Consider the following 25,114-nt stretch of genomic DNA (forward strand, 5'->3'; position numbering starts at 1 on the left):
GAAACTATAAGAACTATTCACGAATTTGGCCGTTGCCATGAATAACATATTTTGTTGATGTTAATGCAGGCAAGCCCATTGGTCCACGGGCATGTAGCTTTTGTGTACTAATACCGATTTCTGCACCATAGCCAAATTCAAAGCCGTCTGTGAAGCGGGTGGAGGCATTATGATACACTGCTGCTGCATCAACATTGTTTAAGAACGTCTCGGCGGTTAATTGATCTTCTGTAATGATGGCCTCAGAATGATTTGTGCCAAAGTATTGAATATGCTCAATCGCTTCATAGACATTTTCCACCAATTTAACGCTTATTTTTAAATCAAGGAACTCTGTCGCATAATCTTCCGCCGTAGCTGGAAGGGCAGCTGCAAATTGCTGACATACTTGCTCATCACCGATGATGGCTACACCTGCATGATGAAGGGACGTTAAAAGCTGGACACCATGTTCTTGAAACCAAGTAGGATGAATGAGTAAGCTTTCTGCTGCATTACAAACAGAAGGACGCTGTGTTTTAGCATTCAGACAGATTTTTTCTGCTTTTATGTAATCCGCCATTTCATCCACGTAAATGTGACAGTTGCCTGCACCTGTTTCCAGTACAGGAACAGTCGCTTCATTGACAACTAAATCGATCAGGGCTTTGCCACCGCGAGGAATGAGCACATCTAAGTACTCTTTTAAATGGAAGAGTTCTTTGGCTGTTTCGCGGCTTGTATCCTCAATTAATTGAACAGCATCTGTAGGGATGGATGTTTTAGCAAGCGCGCGATGAATACTTGCAACAAGAGCCATATTAGAAAACTTAGCAGAGGAGCTTCCACGCAAAATAACTGCATTGCCCGTTTTTAGGGAAAGTGTTGCTGCATCGATCGTGACATTTGGTCGAGCTTCATAGATCATACCAATAACACCAAGTGGCACAATTCGTTTTTCAATGCGCAGCCCATTGTCTTTTTCAATGCGTTCAACAATTGTACCTACTGGATCGTTTAAGGAGACGAGTAAATGAATGGCATCGGCCATTGCCGCAATCCGTTCTTCATTGAGCATGATACGATCTAACGTAGACGCAGGAATACCTTGCTGCTCACCCTGTGCCAAATCCTTTGCATTTTCAGCCATGATGTCAGGTTGATCGATTAATAGCTGTTCTGCAATTTTTTTCAGTGCCTCATTTTTCTCGCAGGTTGTTTTAATATTTAACATGTAGCTTGCGGCTTTTGCGCGTTGTCCTTTTTCTTGAATTTCACTTGTCATTTGTCATTCCTCCTTAATTCGTTTGAATTTTCAGCCATTTGTCTCGGTGAATTACCTCAATAGGGCTTTTCAGCAATGTATCAGTCCGTTTTCCCATGGCAGAGATAAGCTCTTGGGATGAGTACAGTACTTCGCCGCGTCCTAGTAAGTCTTTCTCACTATAGACTTCAACAACATCACCATTTACAAAATCACCTTCTACACGATAGACGCCAGCAGGTAATAGACTTTTCCCATTATTCATTAAAGCCTGTTCAGCACCACTATCTATAAAAATTTTACCAGAAATTTCCGTAAGTGCAATCCACTGTTTATGATTTGTTAACACAGCAAGCTCGTCATGCTCCACATAAGTGCCATCACCATGTCCTGCTAAAATATCGACGAGCTTCTGTGCACCATGACCTGTTCCGATAAACACCTTCACTCCTGCACGTAGCGCTGTTCGGGCAGCCAGAAGCTTAGAGGCCATGCCACCTGTGCCAACCTTTGATCCTGTACCATCCGCAAAGCTTAGTAGATCATCTGTAATAGCTGCTAATCGATCAATGCGCTCTGCCTGAGGGTTTTTATTGGGATTGGCATTATAAAGGCCATTGATATCTGTTAAAATGATGAGCTGATCTGCGTGGACAAGTCCACTAACGAGTGCTGAAAGCATATCGTTATCTCCAAAGGTTAATTCACTAATTGACACTGTATCGTTTTCATTAATAATCGGTAGCATGGATCGTTCTAACAATTCCTCGAAAGTCGCATAGGCATTTTTATAGCATTCTTTTTTAGAAAAATCTGTTCGTGTCAATAATATCTGTGCAGGCATGATATCGTAAATACTAAATAAGGCACTGTACGTTTGAATAAGTAGGCTCTGTCCTACAGCAGCAGCTGCCTGCTTTCCTTTCACTGTCACAGGGCGAGCAGGGTAGCCTAGTTGTTTAAAACCCGCCGCTACAGCACCTGACGAGACAAGCAACACTTCATGACCCAATTTCTTCAACTCGGCGATTGCCTGCACATGGTCCATTAAGCGAACTTTATCGATTTCACCCTTCACATTCGTTAAAGAGCTACTACCAATCTTAACAACAATTCTTTTTCTCTCCATCTCACTACCTCCATCATTGCTGAATCAAGATAAAAAAAGCCTTTTCATCCTAAAAATTAGGACGAAAAGACTTGCCTTCCGTGGTACCACCTACATTGAATATCATGCGACATTCCACTTTTCTCATAACGCTCGAGACTGCGCCTAGTTTGGCTAGGACGTTTCACGAAGTAGGTTTCATTAGTCTTTCTTGTACAATGCCTTTCAGCCGATGGGCATCGCTCTCTTTTCAAGCAGTGGCTAACTACTGGTCTTCGTTCGTTTTCTCATCTATTGACTAAAGGATGCACTACTTCTATAAGTCTGTCAAGCTGAATGGATAAATTACTTGAAAGTTTTGATAAATTAAGAAAGGGATGCGCTAAAACGCTAAAGAGGTCGCTTATTCAATTATTTAAACCACCAAATCGCAATGAAAAGGGGAAGCATAGCCAGTACAATGACAAAGAAACTCCAAATGACTTGTTTCCCCGAAGACATATTTTTGGGTTTAATGCTCATTTGTTCATACAGCTGGTTAATGGCCCGTTGCTCTTTCGCATAAAGCATTGCTTGAAATTCTTCGTAATCTTGTATATAGCTAGATGGGGCACGTGGACTGAAGCGTAAATTTCGAATGGAATCTGTAATCTCTTTGTCAGCCATCCAATACGTGATGACAGGTGCTAAGCCTGCGTTTTGTGTGGCCTTTACCTCAATGTCATGGGATTTCATTTTATAGTAAACCTGTCCATGCTCATCCTCATATTGCGTGACAATATCACTTACTGCCATTATCAATCACCTCTTATGGAAGTTATCTGGTTTATCATGAGTTTCTACTATTATAATGGATTAGGGAAGAAAAGTATCGCTTGAGCGAGCATAAATTGTGAAACCGAAATTTAAAAAAAGTTTTGGATAAAGTCATAAACTTACATCTAGTGAGAACAACGTCATGTAGTATAATGTATATAGTTTTTTAAAAGAAGTTGAAGGAAGGGAAAGTTTTGGACATCTCAACGTTATTTGCGTTTTTAGGGGCTGCGATGATTTTAACCATTATGCCAGGGCCCGATAATTTATTTGTGCTTGCCCAAAGTATTACACAAGATAAAAAAGCGGGTATTGCCACATCTTTTGGATTGTGTACAGGGCTACTTGTTCATATTAGTGCAGCAGTACTTGGTATTTCTGCGATAATTTATCAATCGACCATTATTTTTACCATGGTCAAATTTGCAGGAGCAGCGTATTTATTATATCTAGCTTGGCAATCATTTCGTGCTAAAGGAGACCCTTTTACGTTGCAACAGCAAAATACGCAAGCCTATATTAAATTATATAAAAAAGGAATATTAATGAATATTTTAAATCCTAAAGTATCGTTATTTTTCCTAGCGCTGTTACCACAGTTTGTTAATCCATCGCAAGGACATGTGGCGTTTCAAATGCTTATTTTGGGTATTGTATTTTTAATACAAGCGCTTGTATTATTTTCATTGTTTAGTATATTTGCAGGGAAAGTTAGACAAGTCATTATTGGTAAACCTGCGATTGCTAAACGACTAAATACAGTTCAAGGTATTCTATTCACATTTATCGGGATACAGATTGCCATCAGCAAACAGTAGGGAGGAATGGACATGGCTATTTTACATATTACCTTTAGCTTAGCAACGCAGGGTTCTATGAAACTTGCAATTCGTCAACATCGTTTGCAGCGAAGTGAATCAGTTCTAAGTGTCCATGATGATCTCTCGATTGGACCTCTTCAAAACTTTGAAGAACGTAAAACTTGGTTAGCCACGCATATTTTAGATGATGATGACCAGCAATTGTATGATGAGATGTATGAAAACTGGAGGAAAAAAATCGCTAATTTACCTTGTGATGTGGATGTGTGGATTTGGTATAGTCACAACACACATGAACAGATAGGACTGCGCTATGTGATGAGTGAGTTAATTCATAAATGCAGTATGGTGTATGGTATTGATGCAACGGAGAATCTGAAGAGTATTCACCCCAATTTAGACATTCGCCATACAGGCGAGCTTTCCTCGGAAATGCTAATGAAGCTTCGCCCTAGTGCAAAACGATTCTCTGTGCAAGAATGTCAGCAACTCGCTAAGGAATGGGAAAACATTAAAGAACAGCCAAGTACATTACGGTTATGGAAAAGTGAACTATTGCATGTAGAGGAAGATGCAATGGATGCATACATTATCGCCAGTGCAAAAAATTTGCATTTACAGCAAAATGAAGAGTGGCTAATGCCTACGCATATTTTGGCACAGACATTTGAAACATTTGTCCATTATGTAGGAAATGATTTTGTAGAGTATCGCTTACTGACGCTCGTCGAACAGGGAGTATTTGCAATGAAAGGCGATACAAATGATATTTTTTCCTATCAGGTTAAATTACTGTAGCATAAAAAAGATCAGGGCTGCCAAAGCCTTGATCTTTTTTATATTATTTATTGTCATAAAAATCAAAAACAAATTGTTTAAACTGACGTGCAGATGGCGATAAATAACGATTTTCTATCCAAGCCATGCCGATAATTCGTTCACATACCATATCCTCAACATGGATTTTAACGATTTTTTTGGGGTTTAAATCCTCATCATCGGGTAGTAAGGAAACGCCAAGCCCCGCACCAACAAATCCAGCGATTGTCGATACTTCATCACCTTCATAAGAAATTTTAGGCTTAATGCCCGCAGCATTTAATAAGCGATCAGCTGAGCGGCGTAATGCATAGCCTTTTTTCATTAAGACAAAACTTTCATGCTCCAATTCTTTCATTTTGATGCTTTTACGATGGGCTAATGGATGGTCAATTGGGACCATTATAAAGAGCTCATCTCGCCATAATTCCTTCCAACAAACTGGCGGCTCTGTATCGATCGCGGCTAGTAGGCACAAGTCTAACTCACCTGCCAGTAATTGTTTTAACTGTGAATGGGAGTAGTTTTGTGTGAAATGAAAACGGATATGGGGATGTTTTTGACGGAAGGCACGAATCAAGTCGGGTACAATACTCGTTCCAAGTGTATGTAAAAAACCGAGTGATACATCTCCAAGTTCTGGATTATTAAGCTCCTGTAATTCTAAAACAGCCTTTTCATATTCTTTACGCATGCGCTGGACACGATATAAAAATAGCTCTCCATATCGGTTTAGCATAATCGAGCGCCCTTGTCTGTCGAAAAGCGGTACACCTAATTCTTCCTCCAGCTTTGAAATTGAACGACTAAGTGCCGGCTGTGAAATCGCTAATGCTTCGGCAGCCCGTGTCATATGCTCTAACTTTGCAACGGTTACAAAATATTCTAATTGTTGCCACTCCATTTTTTTCACCTCTTTTCTTGTGATTTTTAAGTTATCTGCATTATAACGGGAAACAGACGGGAAGTATAGGTAACAAAAAATTTTTAAAAGGACGTTGCAATTATTTAGCAGAAAGGAAAAGTTAAGTAGCAGAAAGTGTGATAGTACAGCCGTTAAGTTGACATCATTCATGCACAATAAACATTGATTTGATAAAAACTATAAATTGTACATTATGAATAAAGGGTGATAAGATAGACACATAAAATACACAATTATTAATTTCCGTGAAGGGGATATCATAAAATGAAGTTAACAAAGCCACAACCTCTAACAATCGAGGGAGGCAAAAAAGCCGTACTATTACTGCATGGATTCACAGGTAGCACAAAAGATGTGAAAAAGCTAGGAGAATTTTTATCTCAACGAGGTTATACTGTGCATGCACCAATTTATAGTGGGCATGGCGTAGAACCAGAAGCATTATTAGAAACAAAACCAGAAGATTGGTGGAACGATGTAGTAGAAGGTTATAACTTCCTACAAAAGAAAGGCTATGAAGAAATCGCTGTTGTTGGGATTTCACTTGGAGGCGTCTTTTCGTTAAAGGTCGCAGAGACATTCCCAGTGAAAGCATGTGTAGCGATGTGTGCACCGATTACACGTGATAATTCAAAAGGCTTATTTACACGTTTGTACCACTATGCTCGTTTATATAAACACTTTGAAAATAAATCAAAAGATCAAATTATTTCAGAATTACATGAATTACGTATTTCACCGAAGGATTCATTGGACGGCGTAACACGTTTAACAACAGAAACGCGTGAAGAATTATCAACAATCAAAGCACCAACTCTTGTGTTACAAGGCTCACTAGATGATGACCTATATCAAGAAAGCGCACCTTTTATTTTAAATACTGTGGAAACAGACGACAAAGAAATCATTTGGTATGAAAACTCTGGCCACATTATTACATTGGACAAAGAACGCGATAAAGTGTATGAAGATGTTTATAAATTTTTAGATCATATTGAATGGTCAGTTGCAAACTAAGAAGGGGCTGTCAGTAGACAGCTCTTTTTTTGTTGAATCTCACTGGATAAACGAAAAAACTATTGTAATTATAATAAATGCTTGATAACATGATGAAATTGTAGTGAAAAATCATTCGATTAAAATAATTTGCTATAGTCTAAAACTTCTAAGGAGCACATCAATTATGCAACAAAAAATACCTTTTTCAACTTACGCAGTCATTGGTACCATGTTATTTGGACTGTATTTTGGAGCAGGGAACCTAATTTTTCCTATTCAAATGGGTCAATTTGCTGGGACTAATTTTTGGTTTGGATTAATCGGATTTTTAGTGACTGCTATCGGCTTACCATTCCTCGGAATTTTGGCAATTGGCTTATCAGGTAGTAATGGTTTACGTGATCTAGCCAATCGTGTTCATCCTATATTTGGTATTATTTTTTCATTGGCACTGTACTTAACAATCGGACCATTCTTTGCCATCCCACGTACAGCAACTGTACCTTTTGTAGTAGGGTTTGAGCCATATATTCAAGCACAGCATGCAACGCTACTACTAGCTGTATTTAGCTTTGTATTTTTCGCGATTGTCTACTATTTTTCTTTAAATCCAGCGAAAATAATGGATTATATCGGTAAATATTTAACGCCTGCATTTTTAGTTGTTTTATTTATTTTAATTATTACAAGCATTACGAAGCCAATGGGCCATTTCCAGCAGCCAATTGGTGAATATATGGATGCCGCCTTTATGACAGGCTTTAAAGAAGGCTATAATACGATGGACGCCCTTGCCTCACTAGCCTTCGGGATTGTTGTCATTAATGCAATTAAAAGTGCAGGGATTACAAATCGTAAGGAAATTGCCAAGGCTACATGGACATCAGGTATTTTTGCGATGGCTTTAATGACGCTGATTTATGGTCTCATAACATATATGGGCGCTTCCAGTATTAATGCTGTCGGGACTTTTGATAATGGTGGTTTAATCTTTGCGGCAGTGGCCGATCATTATTTCGGCTCATTTGGAGCTATTTTATTGGCGGTCATCATCGTGCTCGCTTGCTTAAAAACAAGTATCGGCTTAATTACATCTTGTAGTGAGTTTTTCCATGAGGTATTTCCAAAAATTAGTTACAAATGGTTTGTGTTTCTGTTGTGTGCTGTATCCTTTACGATTGCGAATTTTGGTTTAAACAATATTATCAAATATGCTATTCCAGTTTTAATGTTCTTATATCCATTAGCAATCGTCCTAATCTTGCTCGCTCTAAGCTCATCCTTCTTTAAGAATAAGCAAACAGTGTATGCCATAGCGATGATTTTTACATTTTTCATTAGCCTGATTGATGGCTATAAAGCTCTGGTAGAAAGTGTGCCAGATGCGAAGTTAGGTATATTGGATGCAGTAGAGAAATACTATTCTGCGATGCTACCTTTTTATGATATTGGCTTAGGATGGATACTGCCAGCGTTAATAGGGGCAGTAATTGGAAGCATGATTCCGTCTCGAAAAGTTATATAATGAAAGAAACACGCACAGAAAATGTCTCTGTGCGTGTTTCCTTATGGATTAGTAAGCTGTCCAGCCACCATCAACAGCAATAACTTGTCCATTCACAAAGCTAGCCTCATCTGAGCCTAGGAAGATCGCTAATTGAGCGATTTCTTCTGGCTGACCAGCCCGCGGATTGATGGATAGTCCTAATGCTTGTCGTGCAGCACCTGTTTGGCTCATATTTGTCATAGAAGAGGCGATATTGGTCATCACTGCTCCTGGAGCAATACCATTACAGCGAATATTTTTATCAGCATACATAAAGGCTGTATTTTTTGTTAAACCAACTACCGCATGTTTTGAAGCTGTATAAGCAGCCCCAGCCCGTGCACCATATAAGCCACCTGCAGAAATATTATTGACAAAGACACCATGACCTTGTGCAAGGAAAATTTCGGTAGCCATACGCATAGAGCGCATAATAGCTGTTGTATTCACTGCAAATACTTTTTCCCATCGTTCATCAGAAATTTCTCCAACTGGCTCCATACCATCCATAATACCTGCATTGTTGACTAATATATCTAATTGACCATAGTTCGTTTTTGTTTCATCAAATAAGCGTTGTAAGTCTTCTGTTGATGCGACATTGGTTTGAATGGCAAATGCTGTTCCTCCAGCCGCTTGAATACCTTCCACAACCGCTTGGGCACCCTCTAAATTTAAGTCTGAAACGGCAACCTTAGCGCCTTCTTTTGCATATCCTTCTGCAATGGCTTTCCCCATACCTGAAGCTGCACCTGTCACAATGGCTACTTTACCTTCTAATCTCATCTCAAAGACCTCCTCATAGTAATTTCTTTACTTATTGAACATCTGTTCATTAAAATCATATAATAAAGATGAAAGCGATTTCAATATGCAAAAAAACGGGATGTGTTGAGTAATCAACACATTTGGACAATCTGTTTATTAAGGAGTTGAAAAAATTGCGCACTACGGATTTACGGATTATTAAAACGAAGCAAGCTCTCCACGATGCTTTATTGACATTGCTTAGCCAAAAACCATTGGAGCAAATCTCCATTGCTGAAATTTGTAGAGAAGCAAAGGTCAATAGAGGAACCTTCTATTTACACTACGAGCAAAAAGAGGGGCTCTTTGAAGAGTACTTTCAGGAGATAATGGAGGATTTATATCAATCCTATGAAGAACCCTATCGTGCCGTCACGACATTGGATACAAATCAATTAGATCCCAATACTATCCGTATTTTTCATCATATTGAACGCTTTAAAATGTTTTACCGTATCGTCTTTTCTAAAAATGTCCCGCTGACCTACTATTACATGCTATTTGATGGGATTTATTCCCTGCTAAAACGCGATATTACCACACAGCACATACATCAAATGGAGGATCATATCTCGATCGACTATTATAGTGCCTATCAAGCAAACGCCATCATCGGACTCATCATCCAATGGTATCGCGGCGATTTCAGCGATAGCGTGACCATGTTAAATCAACAGCTAGCAGCTATTTTAAAGAATGTGAGGAGTGGGGGATAGAACGCTTGAATTGAAGGATAGAAGAGAAAAAGTGGCGGATAGAACGCTCAATTTGAAGGATAGAGAGAGAAGTGACGGATAGAACGCCAGAATTGAAGGATAGAAGAGAAAAAGTGGCGGATAGAACGCCCAATTTGAAGGATAGAGTAAGAAGCAGTGGATAGGACGCCAAAATTAAGGATAGTATAGGAAAAGTAGCGGATAGCCAGCTCAAAGTGAAGGATAGAAGAGAAAGAGTAGCGGATAACCACTCAAAGAGAAGGTCTACATCAACTTGTAGACCTTCTCTTTTCTATTAAATCATCGGACTGGAGCTGGCTTAAATGTGACGATTAACGTAGCGATGGCTAGTGTCACGAAGATGATGATGGCCAATGAGCTACTGTTTTGCAGGAGATTATCAGAACTACCACCAAAGATGATTGTGTAGTAGCCATCTGCTCCATACGAGGCAGGTAGCATGGCAGCGACCTGTTTGTATCCTTCAGATAGCATGGTTTTTGGAACAAGTACACCTGATGTTACTAATTGGAGTGAGAGAGCACAAATATTAAATATCATCCCCATATTCCCAAAGGCAATTACAAATACTTGGGCCAAGCTAAGGAAAGCAAGATACATTACAGATTGGAAGAGATAAATCGACAGCAGGCTTTCTTGACTATCGATATTAAAAAGGTGCATCAAGCCAATTGTTATGAATGGCAATGTAAAGGCTACGCCCACATTGAGTAGCTGTCGTGCGAGAAACAATTGCCATTTTGATAGGCTGTCTTGAACGAGCTGTGCTGCTTGCTGGTGTTGCATAATCATAACCATCGCTCCCACCAAGGAGGAGATGATGACCATAAGTGGGACAAAGTTTGCAGCAAATCCCTTTACATCATTGGTTTTTACAATCGTACCATCGACGGGATGGTCTTTGACATTCATTACAGTCGTTTTGACAGAAGTGGTAATTTGTTGGGCAGTGTGTTGCTCGAAGGGAAGCTGAGCAAATTGTTGAGCAAAGACTGCAACCGCTTGATTTTGTTGCATTGGATAGAGGGCTTGATTGATTTCTTCTGTTAATTGCTTTGCTACACCCTCCATCATATTTTTCGCTACACTTGCATTGGCTTGATTAATCGCATAAATAATTTCAGCCTCTTTCCCTGCTTGAATTTGATTTGTAAAATCGGATGGAATTTGCATAATCATATTAATTTGTCGTTCGTTTAATGCGCGCTCAGCTTCCTTCATCGAAGAATAGTCCTTCATTCCAAAGGGGATGGAGCCTTTGATGTTCTGTGCTACCTGTTGACCCATTACAGAATCTTCCACAACAATACCAATGCTTAACTGTTCCGCTCTTTCATTGACACCATCATAGGCAGTCATCCAAATTGTAAAGAATATTAATTGGAAGGCAATGGTTGCAACAATGCCGATATAGGTTTCACGAACTCGCAATAGTGCTTGTAAACCTGTCATTTTTTATTCCCCCTAAAATTAAGTAAGTACTTACTTGCATTGATTAGAAAAATTTTTTCTAGGAAACGAGTCCCCTAGAAAAAATAGCAACACTAGTTTGTAAAAGTTCTTCAGTTGGTAAGTCAGACACGATAGTTCCAAGGCGAGCACGTGACATAAAATGACCAAAATTCAAAGCTATAAGCGATAACGCTGCTGCTTCAAAATCAACTTCTCTTATTTTTCCTTGTTGATGCATCTCTTGAAAATAGTGAATGAGCTCCTTTTTTATGAGGAGCGGGAGATTGGCGATTTCCTCACTAATTTCAGGAAATTGAATAGATTCCTTAAAGCCGATCATGACAAAATCTTTAATCGACATTAAAAAATGAAAATGCTTCAGTGAGAAATTCAATAAATCCTTTTCTAATTCCCACGTTACATTTTGATTGATCTCCTGCTGTAGAAGAGGATAATAAGAAAATTGCTCAATAATGGCTTTTAATAAACCACGTTTGTTGCCAAAGTGACGAAAAAGAGTGACCTCATTGACACCTGCTAATTCTGCAATGGTTTTGGTAGTTGCAGCTGTATAGCCTTTTTCACTAATCAATTGTAGAGCAGCTTCGATAATTCGTTGCGCAGTTCCTTTCGTTGTCAAGAACATACTTCCTTCCATGCAAGTAATTACTTACATCCTAGCATAGTGTACGAGGATCTGCAACACTGTGAATGAGCGTTGACAATTATATCGACTGCTGATATATTTTGAATATATCGACTGGCGATATATTGATAGACGATATAAAGGAGGATTTGTATGACACAGGAGCATCCGCCATTAACAGAGGGCGTTTATTATATTTTATTAGCATTATATGAGGCGAGGCATGGCTATGGCATTATGCAATTGGTGGAAGAAATGAGCAATGGAAGAGTGCGCTTAGGGGCCGGAACCATATATGGTGCGATTAAAACATTGTTGGAACGAGGATGGATAGAGGCACTTGATGGAGATGGCAGAAAGAAAGAATATATTATTACTGAAACTGGAAAAACAGTGGTGGAATATGAAATTTTACGATTAAGGGAACTTTTTGACAATGGTATCCGTATAACGAGAGGAGTTGAATAATATGCATAAATATCGATTGATGATTAATCCCTATGCAATAGAGAAGTGGGTCAATGACATGGCTAGTCAGGGCTGGCACTTAAAAAAATTTACATGGATTCGTTTTACGTTTGAGCGTGGAGAACCAAATAGCTATATTTATCGCCATGATGAATTAGAGCGATTCGGTACGCACTATGAAGAGGGATTTCTCGAATTTCTCAAATCCTCTGACATTGAACAAGTAGACCGCTCTGGAAATTTTGTATTTTTTAGAAAAGCAGCACAGGAAGGTCCATTTGAGCTGTATACAGATAAAAAAACGAAAATTGGTAACCTGTCAAAAAAGATGAGGATCCTGCTTTCTCTTATTCTACTTAATTTGTTCATTGGACTGATCGGTTTAATTGGCGATTTTTCGGAGCAAACAACAGACTGGGTTGGTTTTGCGTTAAATACGCTGAATCTTGTGGTTGTTGTAGTATTTGCCCTCCCATTCTATAAGCTTATGCGTATACGTAATCGATTAAAGAGAGAATTAAATGTATTTTCGGATTAACGAAGCGTCTATTATTTTCCGGGAAATCAGAAAATAATGAAAAAGGAAGCATGATTTTATAGTAGGAGTGATGCAAAATGAAAAAAAGAATGTATCGTTTTTTTATTGATTACGAAAAGGAAGAACGCTGGGTCAATGACATGGCAGATCGGGGGTGGAATCTTAAAAAGACAGTAGTAGGCTACTTTGTTTTTGAAAAAGGGACACCAGGTCAATATATTTATCGAAATGAATTTATCAATAGAAAGTCGAAGGATTATTTTGAGTTTCTAGACGAAATGCATATCGAGTGTGTGTCTAAGTTTGGTGGGTGGGCCTATTATCGAAAACCAAAATCGGAGGGCCCTTTTGAGATATTTTCAGATGCTTCCTCGAAAATAAACTATATTAAATCCATGAATCGCATTTTTATATTCGTGCTACTGTTAAATTTAATCATTGGTATTTATAATCTATCCCTTGGTTTACGGGAATTCGTTGTAGGATCTATGAATACAAGTGTGGGGTGCATGAATTTGATTGTCGCCTTACTGCTATTCATTCCTATAGTAAAAAATGAAAATCGTAAAAAGGGCTTGAAACAAGACTTACATATATTTGAAGGATAAGGAGGAAGACAACATGACATTACAGTTACAGCATGTCACAAAGAAATACAAGGATTTTACAGCTGTAGATGATTTAAATTTTACCATTGAAAAAGGGGAAATTTTCGGTCTAATTGGTCAAAATGGTGCAGGAAAAACAACGACATTCCGAATGATTTTAGATTTACAGGAGACGACAGCGGGGACGATTACTTGGGATGGGCAGCCAGTTAATGCCATTAACCGAGATGTCCTTGGTTATTTACCAGAGGAGCGTGGTATTTTCCCAACAATGAAGGTAGAGGAGCAGCTTTACTTTTTTGGTGAGCTACGTGGCATGAAACGAGCAGAGCTGAAAAAGGAAATAGATTTTTGGATTCAACGCTTTGAACTGGAGGAAAAACGCAAGGATAAGGCAGAAACACTGTCAAAGGGGAATCAGCAAAAGGTACAGCTAATTGCAAGCTTTATCCATAAACCTGCGTTTTTAATTTTAGATGAGCCGTTCAGTGGGCTAGATCCCGTCAATAAAGATTTACTAAAGGATGCTATTTTACTATTGAAAGAGCAAGGCACGACGATTTTGTTCTCCAGTCACCAAATGGACAATGTCGAGGAGCTTTGTGATCATTTGTGTTTATTAAAACGAGGTGTTTCTTTATTTTCTGGAAGCTTACTAGATTTAAAGAAACAATATGGTAAAACAAAGCTTGCTGTCCGTACGGATTGGTCAACAACACAATTATTGGCACTTGATGGTGTCAAGGATGTGCGTGTAGAGAAGGAGCAAACAGTGCTTACATTAGTGGACGAAAGCTTTGCTCAAGGTATCTTTGAGCAGCTATCCAATGGGAAGTATATTGAAAAATTCAGCTTAGATTATTTATCGTTAGATGAAATCTTTAAAGATAAGGTAGGTGGCCATGTTGTCGAAGTTTAGTTTATTAATGAAGCAATTATATAAAGCTAAAATTAAATCAAAATCCTTTATCTTAATGACTTGTTTATATGTAATTGTCATGTCAGTGGCTGTCTTCTGGTCAGAAATTAAGGAATTATTCACAGGTGATGATGAAGCACAGCAAATCGCGATTATTAATAAAACCTCTGCTGATCTAAGTGGTATTTTTGTCTCGAATGGAGATATGAATTTTATTCAAGATGAGCAAGATGTATCGACCCTTGAAAAAAGAGTAAAGGACGGCAAGCTGGATGCGATTGTGACGATTAACGACCAAAATGGTCAATTACATGCGGAAATTGCTACGTTTACACCACTGAAATTAAACGATCAATCTACATTATCATCCTTATTACAATATGCAGGACAACACTATGCCGTACAACAATTATCGCTTTCACCTGAGCAAGCGGCACAAATCATGGCAGCTCAAACAACAATTTCCACGAAAAACTTAAATGAGGCATCAACAGGTGGAAAAAGTGAAGAAGAAAAGCAATCAGGGCTAGTAGTTTCCTATGCGGTAGGAATTTTAATCTATTTCTTCATTTCTACATTCCTATCGATGATTACGACTGAAATAGCCTCTGAAAAAGGCTCACGCGCAATGGAAATGCTGTTAGTTAGTGTCAAACCTGGGACACATTTTAAAGCAAAAATCGCTGGAGTTTTATTGCTCGCTTTAACACAGATGGGTATTATTGCGATCGTGTTCCTTATCTATGCGAAGTTTATCAAAGGTGGAATGGTTTGGGATGCAGCTGCTAGCATTGTCAAGGAATTGTCCGTTGGCTATGTCATCTATGCTATCGTATTCCTACTGTTAACAGTTATCCTTTATCTTATTATCGGTGCATTATTTGGCTCTTTAGTATCGAAAGTAGAAGAGGCGGGTCAAGTATTAATGCCTGCGATGATTATTACGATTATTGGCTTCTATGTTATGCTGACAGGCATGGGGAATCCAGATACAATTATCATTAAAATATTCTCTTATATCCCACTAACTTCTGGAATGATCATGCCAATGCGTATTGGCGCTACAGATATCGGTGGCATTGTACCATTACTTTCTTTAGGAATTTTAGTCGTAACGATTGTTGTCGTATACCTATTCAGTTTATCGTTCTATAAACGTAGTGTATTGACATATAGCTCTGGCGGCGTCATTCAAAAAATTAAAACGGTATTAAAGGTAACAACATAACATAATGGCAGCTACATGGATAATGTAGCTGCTTTTTTGGTGTCATGGTGCCATTGTTAGCAAACAATGTAAAGGAATTTACGGAATCAGTCGAATTTTGGCTAGAAAGAAGCTATAATTTATAAAAGGGGATGGGATGATGTTAGCTAAATCAGAGGTGGAGGCAATTCTTGACCGATCATCAAATCAGCGTTTAGCAACAATCGAAGAAAAAGCGCAGCTCTTTCAAAAGCTTCAACAGCTGTGCGCTACTAGTAAAGAAATAGCAGAAATTCTTCACTATTGCACTGAAGTGGAAATTTTTGTTGATAATGCTCACCCTAATCAATATAGTTTGCAATATAAGGTACACCAGAATGGCTATTGTATAGCAGATTCGTATTTTTTCATCCTATAGAAAATGAAACTTTTTTACATGGTAATCGTAAGTAATTAGTAGAGATAAATTGCAGGGGGTAAACATATGTCTGAATTCAACAATGATCTTTTAAAATCCAAGGACCCATTCGCTTCAGAAAATCCTTTATTACAGCCAAATCCACTTTTACAGCAAACGGCTGAGCAAAAGCCAGTACTTGTATCTGAGCAGGAACTATCACAAATCGCTCAAAACCAGCTAATGTTAAAGCAGGATCCAGAGGTTCATACACTTGCACAAAAAATTGATGTCAAAGATCAAATTGCCATGCTAGAGCTCGGTAAAGAAACGGCAAGTGGCATTTCAACCTTTTCTGATAAAATGCTCGCAACGATGAAAGCTAGTAAGCTGGAAGAATCGAGTGTGCTTTTAAATAACCTGAATAAAATTATGGATAAATTTGATCCACAGGATTTTGCGGAAGAGAAAAAGGGCGGTTTCATCTCCAAGCTCTTTAACAAAGGAAAAGAGCAATTGGAAAGATTCTTATCTAAGTATGACAGCATGAATAAAGAAGTGGATGTCATTTACCGTGAAATCCAAAAATATGAAGGGGAAATGAAGCGTAATACCATTGACCTTGAAAATTTGTATGATCAGAACTTAAACTACTTCCAATCATTAAGTAAATTTGTTGCAGCTATTGAAGTGAAAACAGAAGAGGTTCGTGCGTCTTTACCAGCACTTGAACAAAAGGCTCAAAGTGGTGATCAATTGGCAGCTATGGAATATGAAACAATGCTACGCGCTGTGGAATTATTAGAGCAACGTCGCTATGATTTAGAAATGGCACAACAAGTATCATTCCAATCAGCACCACAAATTCGCTTAATGCAGCAAGGGAACAATCACCTAATTGCCAAGATTAATTCTGCCTTTGTCACAACGATTCCGATCTTTAAGCAGGGGCTTATTCACGCAGTGACATTAAAGCGTCAAAAGTTGATTTCTGATTCTATGGTGGAACTAGATCGCCGTACGAATGAAATGCTTGTGCGTAATGCTGAAAATATTAGTAAGAACAGTGTGAATATTGCTCGTCAAGCTGGTAGCCCAAGCATTAAAATCGAAACCATTGAAACAACATGGCAAACAATTATGGCTGGTATTCAAGAAACAAAGCAAATTCAAGCAGAAACAGCAAGAAACCGTGAAGAAGGTCGTAAACGTATTGAGCGTTTGCAATTGGAGTATGAGAAACTGAAAAAAATGTAAGGCTAAAGCTTCTTGCAGCTATTGTTGCAAGAGGCTTTTTTTATGGAAAGGGTAGGCAGATAGAGGCTCCTTCCACACAAGGGAAATGATCTTTGACAAAAAGCAAAATAGTGATTATGATAATGTTAAATGAGAATGATTATCAAATAGAAAAGGAAGCGGAAAGATGCTACACAAAGGTATTCGATTACATGTAATTATTCGTGGAGGAGTGAAAAAATAAATGGCAAATAAAATAAATCCCTCTACATTGTCGTATGAGCCGTTTAAAGATGGAACGCTTGCTCTATACACGACAGATAGCTTAATGATTGTACCGCAAAGTCGCTATCTAGAGCTTTTGCATATGGAAGAGTTATATAATGCTATGTATAAGGATTTAGATAACAAGCAAAATGGTTTAGAACGAGAACGAAAAATGCTAAAAAAACAAAATGCACAGCTAACAGAGGATCTACAAAAGTTAAAGCAGCAAAACACGGTCTTGCAGAAAAAGGTCACTGAATATAATTGTGTGGTGGAGGAGATGAAGGTGCTCCGTCAACAAAATACAGACCTTCTCATTGAACTAAGTAAATATACAGCGATGTCAAGAGAGTCATTGACGGGGCCCTTGAAGTCGATGATTCGAGATATGCGTGAGCAAGGGGTTGGAATTAAAGAAATCCATATTCGCATCAAGCGCCAAATCAATCCAGAGATTAGCTATAGTACTGTACGCAAGTATATTTCTGAGCTAGAGTCGGAACAAAAAGGTTAACAGCTTATAAAAGGAACTAGAAATTTGGCATTTACAGCAGCTACTCAAAGTCCTATAATGAGTCTATTCTTTAACTAGTTTAAGATTATAGGAAATCGTTAACCGATTTCAGTAAGAGTAGGAGCGTTAATATCATGTCAAATGAGAAAAAAGGAGTTTTGGCAGCCTTTTTTGCCTATGCCTTTTGGGGAGCATTCCCTCTATATTGGAAATTACTTGAGCATGTACCAAGTATGGAGATTTTATTATCCCGTGTCATTTGGTCCTTTGTCTTTACGGTGCTGGCAGTACTCGTATTTCGAATGCGTCAGGATCTCGTAGCAGATTTAAAATATTTATGGTCACATCAAAAGCATTTCTGGCAGCTTGCGGGTGCATCCTTTGTCATTTCAATGAACTGGTATTTATATATTTGGGCAGTGACGCATAATCATCTCATTGAAACGAGCTTAGGTTATTATATTAATCCGCTATTGTCTGTAATTTTCGGGGTGATTTTCTTTAAAGAATCGCTGAGTCGTGCACAATGGGTAGCAACAGGAATTGCTTTTATTGCGGTGATTATTTTAACGATCAATTACGGCTCAGTACCTTGGGTAGCTTTATTGATTGCGCTATCTTTTGCTATTTATGGTGTGCTGAAAAAGAAAATTACACTGGATGCTACAAGAGGCCTAGCCATTGAAACGTTATTGATTTTACCCTTTGCATTAGGCTATTATGTCTATCTTTTTGCTACACATCAAGCCTCGTTTTTACATGTCGATGTTAAAACAGATATTTTGATGATCTTTAGTGGTTTAGTAACAGCCGTCCCGCTTATTTTATTTGCGAAGGGGGCACAAAATATTCCTTTATATTTACTAGGGTTTATCCAATATGTATCGCCAACGATTGTCTTGATTTTAGGTATCGTGCTATACAAAGAGCCATTTAGTCAGGTTGAGCTCCTTGCATTCAGCATTATTTGGGCAGCTTTACTTTTATTTTCTGGTTCGAAAATTATAGAAACAAGAAAAGCCCATCATAAATCAGTTTCGTAAAAGACTTGTAGATTTTTCTACAGGTCTTTTTTGTAACTTTTACCACTTCGCTATGTAATACACAAAACTTTTTTATTCCTTATCGGATTGGGCTGCTAGATTGTCTGCTATTTTGTTTAATCGTATCTTAAAAATCGATGAGGCTAACAATGAATAACTCATTAACGGCAGCTTTATACTACGCTAAATGCAAGACTGCATAATGAAAGCCCATAGCGTTTATTTCACCACTCACAGTTGATGTGGCAGAGACTGTAGGGATTATAAAAAAAAATAAGAAAATGAAGGTAAACAGGCAATGGGTAGTCTTTTGTTGCATTTGGGTACTCCCTCCAAATAGAGTCTTTTTGATAGATTCGACAAAATAGGAGAAAACCTTTTGAAGGTAGGTACCTTTACTTTCCTGTTAGCATATAGTAAAATGTCAATAATTAGATAACAATGATCAATTAATGAGAGGTGCTTTTTGTGAGTGCGGTAGGTTCTAACTAGGTAAAAATTGAATGAAATAGTGGCGATGACGACAGCAGGGGATACATGTTATGAACACCCCTTATTTTGTCATGGATCTATTTCAACAATCTATGTAGATACCTACAATACTTTATTAAGCGTGGCAGATAGGATAGAAACTTCAATTAGCTGAAGTTTTATTTGTGATGCCAGGAAAACGCGCCTTTTAAAGATAGAGCTGTGGGGATTCCTCACAGCTTTTTTATTTTGTTTAAACCATCATTGCTATCTATTATTGGGTAGGTATCTTCATGTATGATAAAACATTACAATGAGGAGCAAAAAGAAATGAATAATACTACACTTGAAAAATTACAATATCATGAATTAAAGGACATCGTTAAATCCTATTGTGTCAGCGGGTTAGGAAAACAGCTTTTAGATAAATTAATGCCAAGCTCAAACTTAACAGTGGTAAAAAATCGGTTGAATGAAACAACAGAAGCTCGTGCAATATTGGATGCAGAGGGGCATGTTCCGTTTTTAGGGGTATCGAATATTGAGCATATTATGACAAAGCTTGAAAAGGGAATGCTTCTAGATCCCAGTGAGCTAGTGAGTATCTCTGATTTTTTACGAGGCTGCCGCAATATCAAAAAATTTATGTTAGATAAGGCATTTTTTGCGCCTGTTCTTTCCTCTTACGCTCATTCTATGGCTGAATTTAAAAGCGTGGAGGAGGAAATTAATTTTGCGATCAAAGCCAATCGTGTAGATTCGGCTGCTAGTCGTGAATTAAAACGCATCCGACATCATATGGAAACGACAGAGGAAAAAATTAAAGAACGTTTAACGAAATTTTTAAATAACAGTGCCAATAAACCGTATATTCAGGAATTTTTTATTAGTCAAAAGGATGATCGCTATACGATTCCGATTAAGGCGACCTATAAAAATCATGTACAGGGTACGGTCGTTGAAATTTCCTCAAAAGGGGCAACCGTTTTTATGGAGCCAAGTGTTGTCGCTAAATTAAATGTAGAATTAGCTACCTTAAAGGCTGAGGAAGCCGTGGAGGAATACCAGATTTTAGCGTCTTTATCAGGGCTATTGATGGAACATCTTCATGCCATCACCATTAACATGGAGTTGATTAGTCAATACGATATGGTTTTTGCCAAAGCGAAGTTCAGTAGACAAATTGGTGGTAGGGAGCCACGTATAAATGATTACGGTTATATTCAACTAATCAATGGTAAGCATCCATTACTACCAGGAAATGCGGTACCCCTTCAATTTTCCATCGCGAAAGACTACCGTAGCTTAATTATTACAGGTCCAAACGCTGGTGGGAAAACAGTTGTGTTGAAAACCATTGGCCTTTTAACATTAGCTACGATGTCGGGCTTCCATATTGTAGCGGACGAAGGAACGGAAATGGCTGTATTTGATCATATCTTTGTTGATATTGGCGATAATCAAAGTATAGAAAATGCACTTAGTACGTTTTCTTCTCATATGAAAAATCTTTCCGATATTATGAGAGCTGCTAATAATCATACACTCTTACTATTTGATGAAATTGGCAGTGGAACAGAGCCAAATGAAGGAGCTGCACTAGCCATTGCGCTATTAGAAGAATTTTATCAAATGGGCTGTATAACTGTGGCAACTACACATTATGGTGAAATTAAACGATTTTCTGAAATGCATCCTGATTTTATGAATGCGGCAATGCGCTTCCATGCTGATACATTAGAGCCTTTGTACCAATTACTCATCGGCACCTCTGGAGAAAGCAATGCCTTATGGATTTCTAAAAAAATGAATGTCCGCGAAGCGGTTTTACAAAGAGCAAAGGATTATATAAATAATAAACAATATCAACTGACGATCGTTCAGGACAGTAAAATTCGAAAGCCTAAAGAAGAGAAAAAAAGCTTGGCAGCAGCTTATACATTTGCAAAGGGGGATCGTGTGAAATTATTGGACTATGATGATGTGGGATTGGTATATGAAGAAATGAATCCGTACAATAATGTTAGCGTATTCTATCAGGGGCAAATACTAGAGGTCAATGTAAAGAGGCTTGCCCTTGAATTACCTGCAACAGAGTTATACCCTGAAGGATATGATTTAGAGACATTATTTGTAGACTATCAGGATCGGAAGCTTCAGCACGATATCGAACGTGGGTCGAAAAAAGCGTTACGCAAGATCCATAAACAAATAAAGAGTGATCGTCAGCAATAAAAACAAGGGATTGCACAGCCTCGTGCAATCCCTTTATTAATTAATTTATGGAATCAATCTGTGCCTTAATCGTTCGATAGACTTCCTCAATTTTTCGTTTATAGGGCAAATCCACTAAATCCAGTGAATCTGTATAGGCCATTTTTGCAATTTCATAGGCTGTTGTTAGCTCACCAAAATGTGCATAGCAAAGGGCTTTATAGGAAAAGCATTCATTTAAGCTTAAAATATCATATGGATGATTAATATAGATCGGTCTGTGTTTATACTGTTCGAATGCAGCCTTCGCCTCCTCATATTGTCCTAGTAAATATAAGGATTTTCCTTTTTCAGCATAGTAAAAGTTTGGATCTAGCTTGTCTAAATAATCATCGTGTCTAAGCTGATAAAAACGTTCTATTTCCATCAGAGCCTGCTCATAATTATTGCTGTAATTATTACAATAATGTGCCTTCAATACAAAAATAAAAGCATCAACCTCAACACGTTCAGCAAATGCCTGATATTGCTCCAGTTTCATAAACATATGATTGGTTTGTTCAAAATCACGATCAATCATGGCACAATAGGCACCAATTCTGTACATATTATCAATCTGATAGAACAATTGGTTTTTATGAGCATTGGCAATCGTCTCTTGAATTAATTTTTTCCCTTCCTCATGCTCACCAATTGCAAGTTGGAAAATACTTGTATAATAAGTCATTAATAAGGCATCACGAGAATCGAGCTGATAGTCCTCTTGTTCGATAATTTCCTTTGCCTGTAAGATACGATCGTACGCCAATGTATATTGACGTTTTGCTGCTAAAATAGCCATCTCGAGGATAAAGGTTTTGAACCAATGGCTGAGTAAATTAATTTCCTTAAAAATAGTGCGTGCTTGCTGAAGCGGGACTTCCCATGTTGTTAATCCAGCTTCATACTGGGCATCTGCGTAAATATACAATAAACGGCCAGCTTCATAACTTTGAGGCAGGCCCTCCACAGACGGCTTAATTAAATCGACAATTTCTTGATGATGATGAGCATCACCACGTTTTACTTCTGCAAATAAACTTTCCACCTGCTCTAATAGCTGGCGTATGGAGGATGGGGTTACTTCTTCCAGTAATTCACTAGCTTTTACACCTAAACGTTCAGCAATATAGTCAAGGCTTTCCATAGAAGGCTTAGCCTTATCATTTTCTATTTGGCTTAACATTCCTTTAGTTAGACGATCACCGGCAAGTGCCTCTAATGTTAATTTTTGTTCTTTCCTTAATTTGCGAATTCGTGTGCCTAAAGAGTCCACTGCCTCGCCTCCTTTTGTTTAATTATATTAAACTTTCTCTTGCATGAAAAGAGGGAGTTGTGGTATATTTTGTTTAACATAATTAAACTTTTTAATTTAATTAAATAACGGAGGGATTTAGATGAATGAAGCGGAAAAATTAAAAAAGGCGACCTATCACTTATGGACGTTCACGGCGAGTAAAATGATTGCCATGTTGGGTGCAAACGTCATGGCATTCGGTATTAGCTTGTATATTTTAGCGATGACTGGGTCGGCAATGAGCTTCGCTACCAATATGATTTGTTCAGTATTACCACGCGCACTTGTCGCACCCTTAGCAGGCTATGTCGCAGATAATTTTTCAAAAAAACGTACAATATTAATAGCACAGGCAGGAACCATTTTGACAGTAGGGGGATTACTGCTTTATACAGAAACAGTAGGAATGTCCGTTTATGCTATATACATAGCTACTGTTTTTAATACTATTTGCTCAGCCTTTTCTGGTGTAACGTTTTCATCAGCCATTGCCACACTTGTCAATCCAGAGAGATTACAACGTGCGATGTCATTTAACCAAATGTCAATGTCCGTAGCTGCAATTGGAGGACCAGTCATTGGTGGTATGATGTATGGATTTTTTAATATGGATGTATTTTTAATGGTGAATATGGTGGCCTATGCGATTGCCTTTTGTTTAGAGGCAACAATGGATTTTAACCTTTATAGTACAAGAGGGGAAGATACGAAAAAAGAAAAGATGTGGGAAGGGCTGAAAAGTGGTTTTCATTATATCAAACAACGTAACGTCATTAAGACCATTATGTGGGTAGCATTGTGGATCAACCTATTCTTTTCTGCCATTGCTGTTGGAGGAACGTACATCATTATTGAATTGTTAAAAGTAGAATCCACACACTTTGGCTTTATTGAAGCGTCTGGTGCATTAGGTATGCTCTTAGCATCCCTTTATTTCGCAACAAGATCTGAAGTAAAGGTACCTTTACGCTTTTCGAAAATCAGCTTATTACTATTGGCGGGAAGTGTTGGCTTAGCAGTCATCCCTTTAGTTACTGATTTTTCCTATATAGCTATTGTGATCTTCTATCTCATCATTTACTTTATTTTCGCAATTTTCGAAATGGGGATTAATATGCCCATCGGGGTGTATATGCAAAAAATCATTGCGGAAGAGTACCGTGGGCGTGTTTTTGGGCTAATGGAGACGATGGCGATGTCCATGATGCCGATTGGTATGGTAGTCTATGGCATGTTATATGATACATTACCAGCAACTATTATTTTACCAGTAACGAGTGTCATTATTATTATCATTTCACTTGTGATGCTACGCTCATCTATTTTAAAAGAGGCACATCCAGAGTATTATGAAAAAGCAGCTCTCCCAGAAGGGGTCGCGAACACAACAACTTAAAAGAACAGGCTGGGACAGAACTCGATTATATTGAAAAACAATAAAAATGGATATTAGCTTTTTCACTTTAAGAAGTTAAATATGCCTTCCTAAATCAAAAAAATGTTAGACTAATTATATCTTGGTCTAACATTTTTTCTTTTTGTCCCAGCCTCGTTCTTAGTGTTGAAAAACAAAACATTCAATTGAAAGGTAGAAATGGATTTCCGTTGCAGGCTACTTGCTTTCCTGTGGGCGAGCGCCGAATCGCTTCCTCCGCTACGGCTCCGTGCAGTGTTTCGCCTGTCTCGCTATCCCACGGGAGTCAAGTAGCCTTCCACTTCAACCCACTAACTTTTTAGCAAAGGTTTTCAAATAAAGTGAAGGTCTTCACTACCCATTTTATGGAGGGCTTTTGACACTCATTACTTCTTCGCAATGAAATTAAGAGTCTATCCTTTCTCTAATCATACAAATAATAGGCTAATTTGATTACTACGGCTAGCTAGTATGAAAGATAAGGAAAAGCCCCTTTTGCAGAATGGTTGATTGGAGTGGAGCCAGCGTCACTCCTAGGGGATTGAGTGATCTGACCCCAAAAA

24 protein-coding genes are annotated in these 25,114 nt (G+C 38.2%); 16 read left to right on the forward strand and 8 right to left on the reverse strand.

The annotated features are described in order from the left end of the window. Nucleotides 1-13 precede the first annotated feature (13 nt). The 3 genes from BFM98_RS14325 to BFM98_RS14335 form a co-directional block, all read right to left on the reverse strand. The gene (locus BFM98_RS14325) at nucleotides 14-1,264 is read right to left on the reverse strand and encodes a glutamate-5-semialdehyde dehydrogenase (RefSeq protein ID WP_066037725.1); all 1,251 of its coding nucleotides are present in this window, start codon (nucleotides 1,262-1,264) and stop codon (nucleotides 14-16) included. A gap of 13 nt (nucleotides 1,265-1,277) precedes the next feature. Beyond that, complete coding sequence (proB, locus tag BFM98_RS14330) at nucleotides 1,278-2,372, reverse strand: glutamate 5-kinase (RefSeq protein ID WP_048390146.1); 1,095 nt, start codon at nucleotides 2,370-2,372, stop codon at nucleotides 1,278-1,280. 390 nt (nucleotides 2,373-2,762) lie between these two features. After that, nucleotides 2,763-3,146 (reverse strand): hypothetical protein, encoded by a 384-nt coding sequence (locus BFM98_RS14335; protein ID WP_004229554.1) that lies wholly within the window; start codon nucleotides 3,144-3,146, stop codon nucleotides 2,763-2,765. A 215-nt stretch (nucleotides 3,147-3,361) separates the two neighbouring features. Between BFM98_RS14335 and BFM98_RS14340 the strand changes: the two genes are divergently transcribed. Together BFM98_RS14340 and BFM98_RS14345 are read left to right on the forward strand one after the other, a co-directional pair. Then, nucleotides 3,362-3,985 (forward strand): LysE family translocator, encoded by a 624-nt coding sequence (locus tag BFM98_RS14340; protein WP_066037726.1) that lies wholly within the window; start codon nucleotides 3,362-3,364, stop codon nucleotides 3,983-3,985. 12 nt (nucleotides 3,986-3,997) lie between these two features. After that, entirely contained in the window at nucleotides 3,998-4,786 is a 789-nt protein-coding gene (locus BFM98_RS14345) for a DUF1835 domain-containing protein (RefSeq protein ID WP_054550835.1), read from the forward strand. Nucleotides 4,787-4,829: 43 nt separating this feature from the next. On the opposite strand, the gene BFM98_RS14350 is transcribed toward BFM98_RS14345, so the two are convergent. Beyond that, complete coding sequence (locus BFM98_RS14350; RefSeq protein WP_048390154.1) at nucleotides 4,830-5,711, reverse strand: LysR family transcriptional regulator; 882 nt, start codon at nucleotides 5,709-5,711, stop codon at nucleotides 4,830-4,832. 285 nt (nucleotides 5,712-5,996) lie between these two features. Between BFM98_RS14350 and BFM98_RS14355 the strand changes: the two genes are divergently transcribed. Together BFM98_RS14355 and brnQ are read left to right on the forward strand one after the other, a co-directional pair. Further along, the gene (locus BFM98_RS14355) at nucleotides 5,997-6,749 is read left to right on the forward strand and encodes an alpha/beta hydrolase (RefSeq protein ID WP_048390156.1); all 753 of its coding nucleotides are present in this window, start codon (nucleotides 5,997-5,999) and stop codon (nucleotides 6,747-6,749) included. Between the two features lie 166 nt (nucleotides 6,750-6,915). Next, on the forward strand, nucleotides 6,916-8,256 hold the full coding sequence (gene brnQ / locus BFM98_RS14360; RefSeq protein ID WP_066037727.1) for a branched-chain amino acid transport system II carrier protein: 1,341 nt from the start codon (nucleotides 6,916-6,918) through the stop codon (nucleotides 8,254-8,256). Between the two features lie 48 nt (nucleotides 8,257-8,304). Here the strand turns inward: brnQ and BFM98_RS14365 are convergent, their stop codons facing one another. Beyond that, on the reverse strand, nucleotides 8,305-9,063 hold the full coding sequence (locus BFM98_RS14365) for an SDR family oxidoreductase (protein WP_066037728.1): 759 nt from the start codon (nucleotides 9,061-9,063) through the stop codon (nucleotides 8,305-8,307). A 155-nt stretch (nucleotides 9,064-9,218) separates the two neighbouring features. Between BFM98_RS14365 and BFM98_RS14370 the strand changes: the two genes are divergently transcribed. Next, on the forward strand, nucleotides 9,219-9,800 hold the full coding sequence (locus BFM98_RS14370) for a TetR/AcrR family transcriptional regulator (RefSeq protein ID WP_048390162.1): 582 nt from the start codon (nucleotides 9,219-9,221) through the stop codon (nucleotides 9,798-9,800). Between the two features lie 300 nt (nucleotides 9,801-10,100). Here BFM98_RS14370 and BFM98_RS14375 read toward each other — a convergent pair whose 3' ends face one another. Next, nucleotides 10,101-11,273: a YhgE/Pip domain-containing protein gene (locus BFM98_RS14375; protein ID WP_066037729.1), complete on the reverse strand. Its 1,173-nt coding sequence runs from the start codon at nucleotides 11,271-11,273 to the stop codon at nucleotides 10,101-10,103. 58 nt (nucleotides 11,274-11,331) lie between these two features. After that, nucleotides 11,332-11,919 (reverse strand): TetR/AcrR family transcriptional regulator, encoded by a 588-nt coding sequence (locus BFM98_RS14380; RefSeq protein ID WP_227744833.1) that lies wholly within the window; start codon nucleotides 11,917-11,919, stop codon nucleotides 11,332-11,334. A 153-nt stretch (nucleotides 11,920-12,072) separates the two neighbouring features. Here BFM98_RS14380 and BFM98_RS14385 point away from each other — a divergent pair, with 153 nt between their 5' ends. From BFM98_RS14385 to BFM98_RS14430, 10 genes are all read left to right on the forward strand, one after another. Continuing rightward, nucleotides 12,073-12,387 carry a PadR family transcriptional regulator gene (locus tag BFM98_RS14385; protein WP_009374222.1) on the forward strand — a complete coding sequence of 105 codons (315 nt, stop codon included), beginning with the start codon at nucleotides 12,073-12,075 and terminating at the stop codon, nucleotides 12,385-12,387. Between the two features lies 1 nt (nucleotide 12,388). Next, a complete protein-coding gene (locus BFM98_RS14390) occupies nucleotides 12,389-12,925 on the forward strand; it encodes a DUF2812 domain-containing protein (RefSeq protein ID WP_066037730.1) in 537 nt (178 codons plus the stop codon). A 77-nt stretch (nucleotides 12,926-13,002) separates the two neighbouring features. After that, the gene (locus BFM98_RS14395; protein ID WP_066037731.1) at nucleotides 13,003-13,533 is read left to right on the forward strand and encodes a DUF2812 domain-containing protein; all 531 of its coding nucleotides are present in this window, start codon (nucleotides 13,003-13,005) and stop codon (nucleotides 13,531-13,533) included. A gap of 13 nt (nucleotides 13,534-13,546) precedes the next feature. Continuing rightward, nucleotides 13,547-14,452, forward strand: coding sequence for an ABC transporter ATP-binding protein (locus BFM98_RS14400; protein ID WP_054550841.1), 906 nt, complete (start codon nucleotides 13,547-13,549; stop codon nucleotides 14,450-14,452). Next, nucleotides 14,436-15,680 carry an ABC transporter permease gene (locus tag BFM98_RS14405; protein WP_081011063.1) on the forward strand — a complete coding sequence of 415 codons (1,245 nt, stop codon included), beginning with the start codon at nucleotides 14,436-14,438 and terminating at the stop codon, nucleotides 15,678-15,680. The genes BFM98_RS14400 and BFM98_RS14405 overlap by 17 nt, the downstream gene beginning before the upstream one ends. 139 nt (nucleotides 15,681-15,819) lie before the next feature. Next, complete coding sequence (locus BFM98_RS14410) at nucleotides 15,820-16,077, forward strand: hypothetical protein (protein WP_066037732.1); 258 nt, start codon at nucleotides 15,820-15,822, stop codon at nucleotides 16,075-16,077. Between the two features lie 66 nt (nucleotides 16,078-16,143). Then, on the forward strand, nucleotides 16,144-17,313 hold the full coding sequence (locus BFM98_RS14415; RefSeq protein ID WP_048390185.1) for a toxic anion resistance protein: 1,170 nt from the start codon (nucleotides 16,144-16,146) through the stop codon (nucleotides 17,311-17,313). 223 nt (nucleotides 17,314-17,536) lie between these two features. Further along, complete coding sequence (locus BFM98_RS14420) at nucleotides 17,537-18,073, forward strand: hypothetical protein (protein ID WP_048390186.1); 537 nt, start codon at nucleotides 17,537-17,539, stop codon at nucleotides 18,071-18,073. Nucleotides 18,074-18,207: 134 nt separating this feature from the next. After that, nucleotides 18,208-19,116: an EamA family transporter RarD gene (gene rarD / locus BFM98_RS14425; RefSeq protein ID WP_048390187.1), complete on the forward strand. Its 909-nt coding sequence runs from the start codon at nucleotides 18,208-18,210 to the stop codon at nucleotides 19,114-19,116. 801 nt (nucleotides 19,117-19,917) lie between these two features. Next, nucleotides 19,918-21,822 (forward strand): endonuclease MutS2, encoded by a 1,905-nt coding sequence (locus BFM98_RS14430; protein WP_066037733.1) that lies wholly within the window; start codon nucleotides 19,918-19,920, stop codon nucleotides 21,820-21,822. Nucleotides 21,823-21,862: 40 nt separating this feature from the next. On the opposite strand, the gene BFM98_RS14435 is transcribed toward BFM98_RS14430, so the two are convergent. Beyond that, nucleotides 21,863-23,116 carry a helix-turn-helix domain-containing protein gene (locus BFM98_RS14435; protein WP_066037734.1) on the reverse strand — a complete coding sequence of 418 codons (1,254 nt, stop codon included), beginning with the start codon at nucleotides 23,114-23,116 and terminating at the stop codon, nucleotides 21,863-21,865. Nucleotides 23,117-23,237: 121 nt separating this feature from the next. Between BFM98_RS14435 and BFM98_RS14440 the strand changes: the two genes are divergently transcribed. Next, nucleotides 23,238-24,533, forward strand: coding sequence for an MFS transporter (locus BFM98_RS14440; RefSeq protein WP_048390190.1), 1,296 nt, complete (start codon nucleotides 23,238-23,240; stop codon nucleotides 24,531-24,533). The last annotated feature ends 581 nt before the right edge of the window (nucleotides 24,534-25,114 follow it).

Origin of the sequence: Lysinibacillus sp. AR18-8, from assembly GCF_001705465.1 — a bacterium.
Classification (GTDB): domain Bacteria; phylum Bacillota; class Bacilli; order Bacillales_A; family Planococcaceae; genus Lysinibacillus; species Lysinibacillus capsici.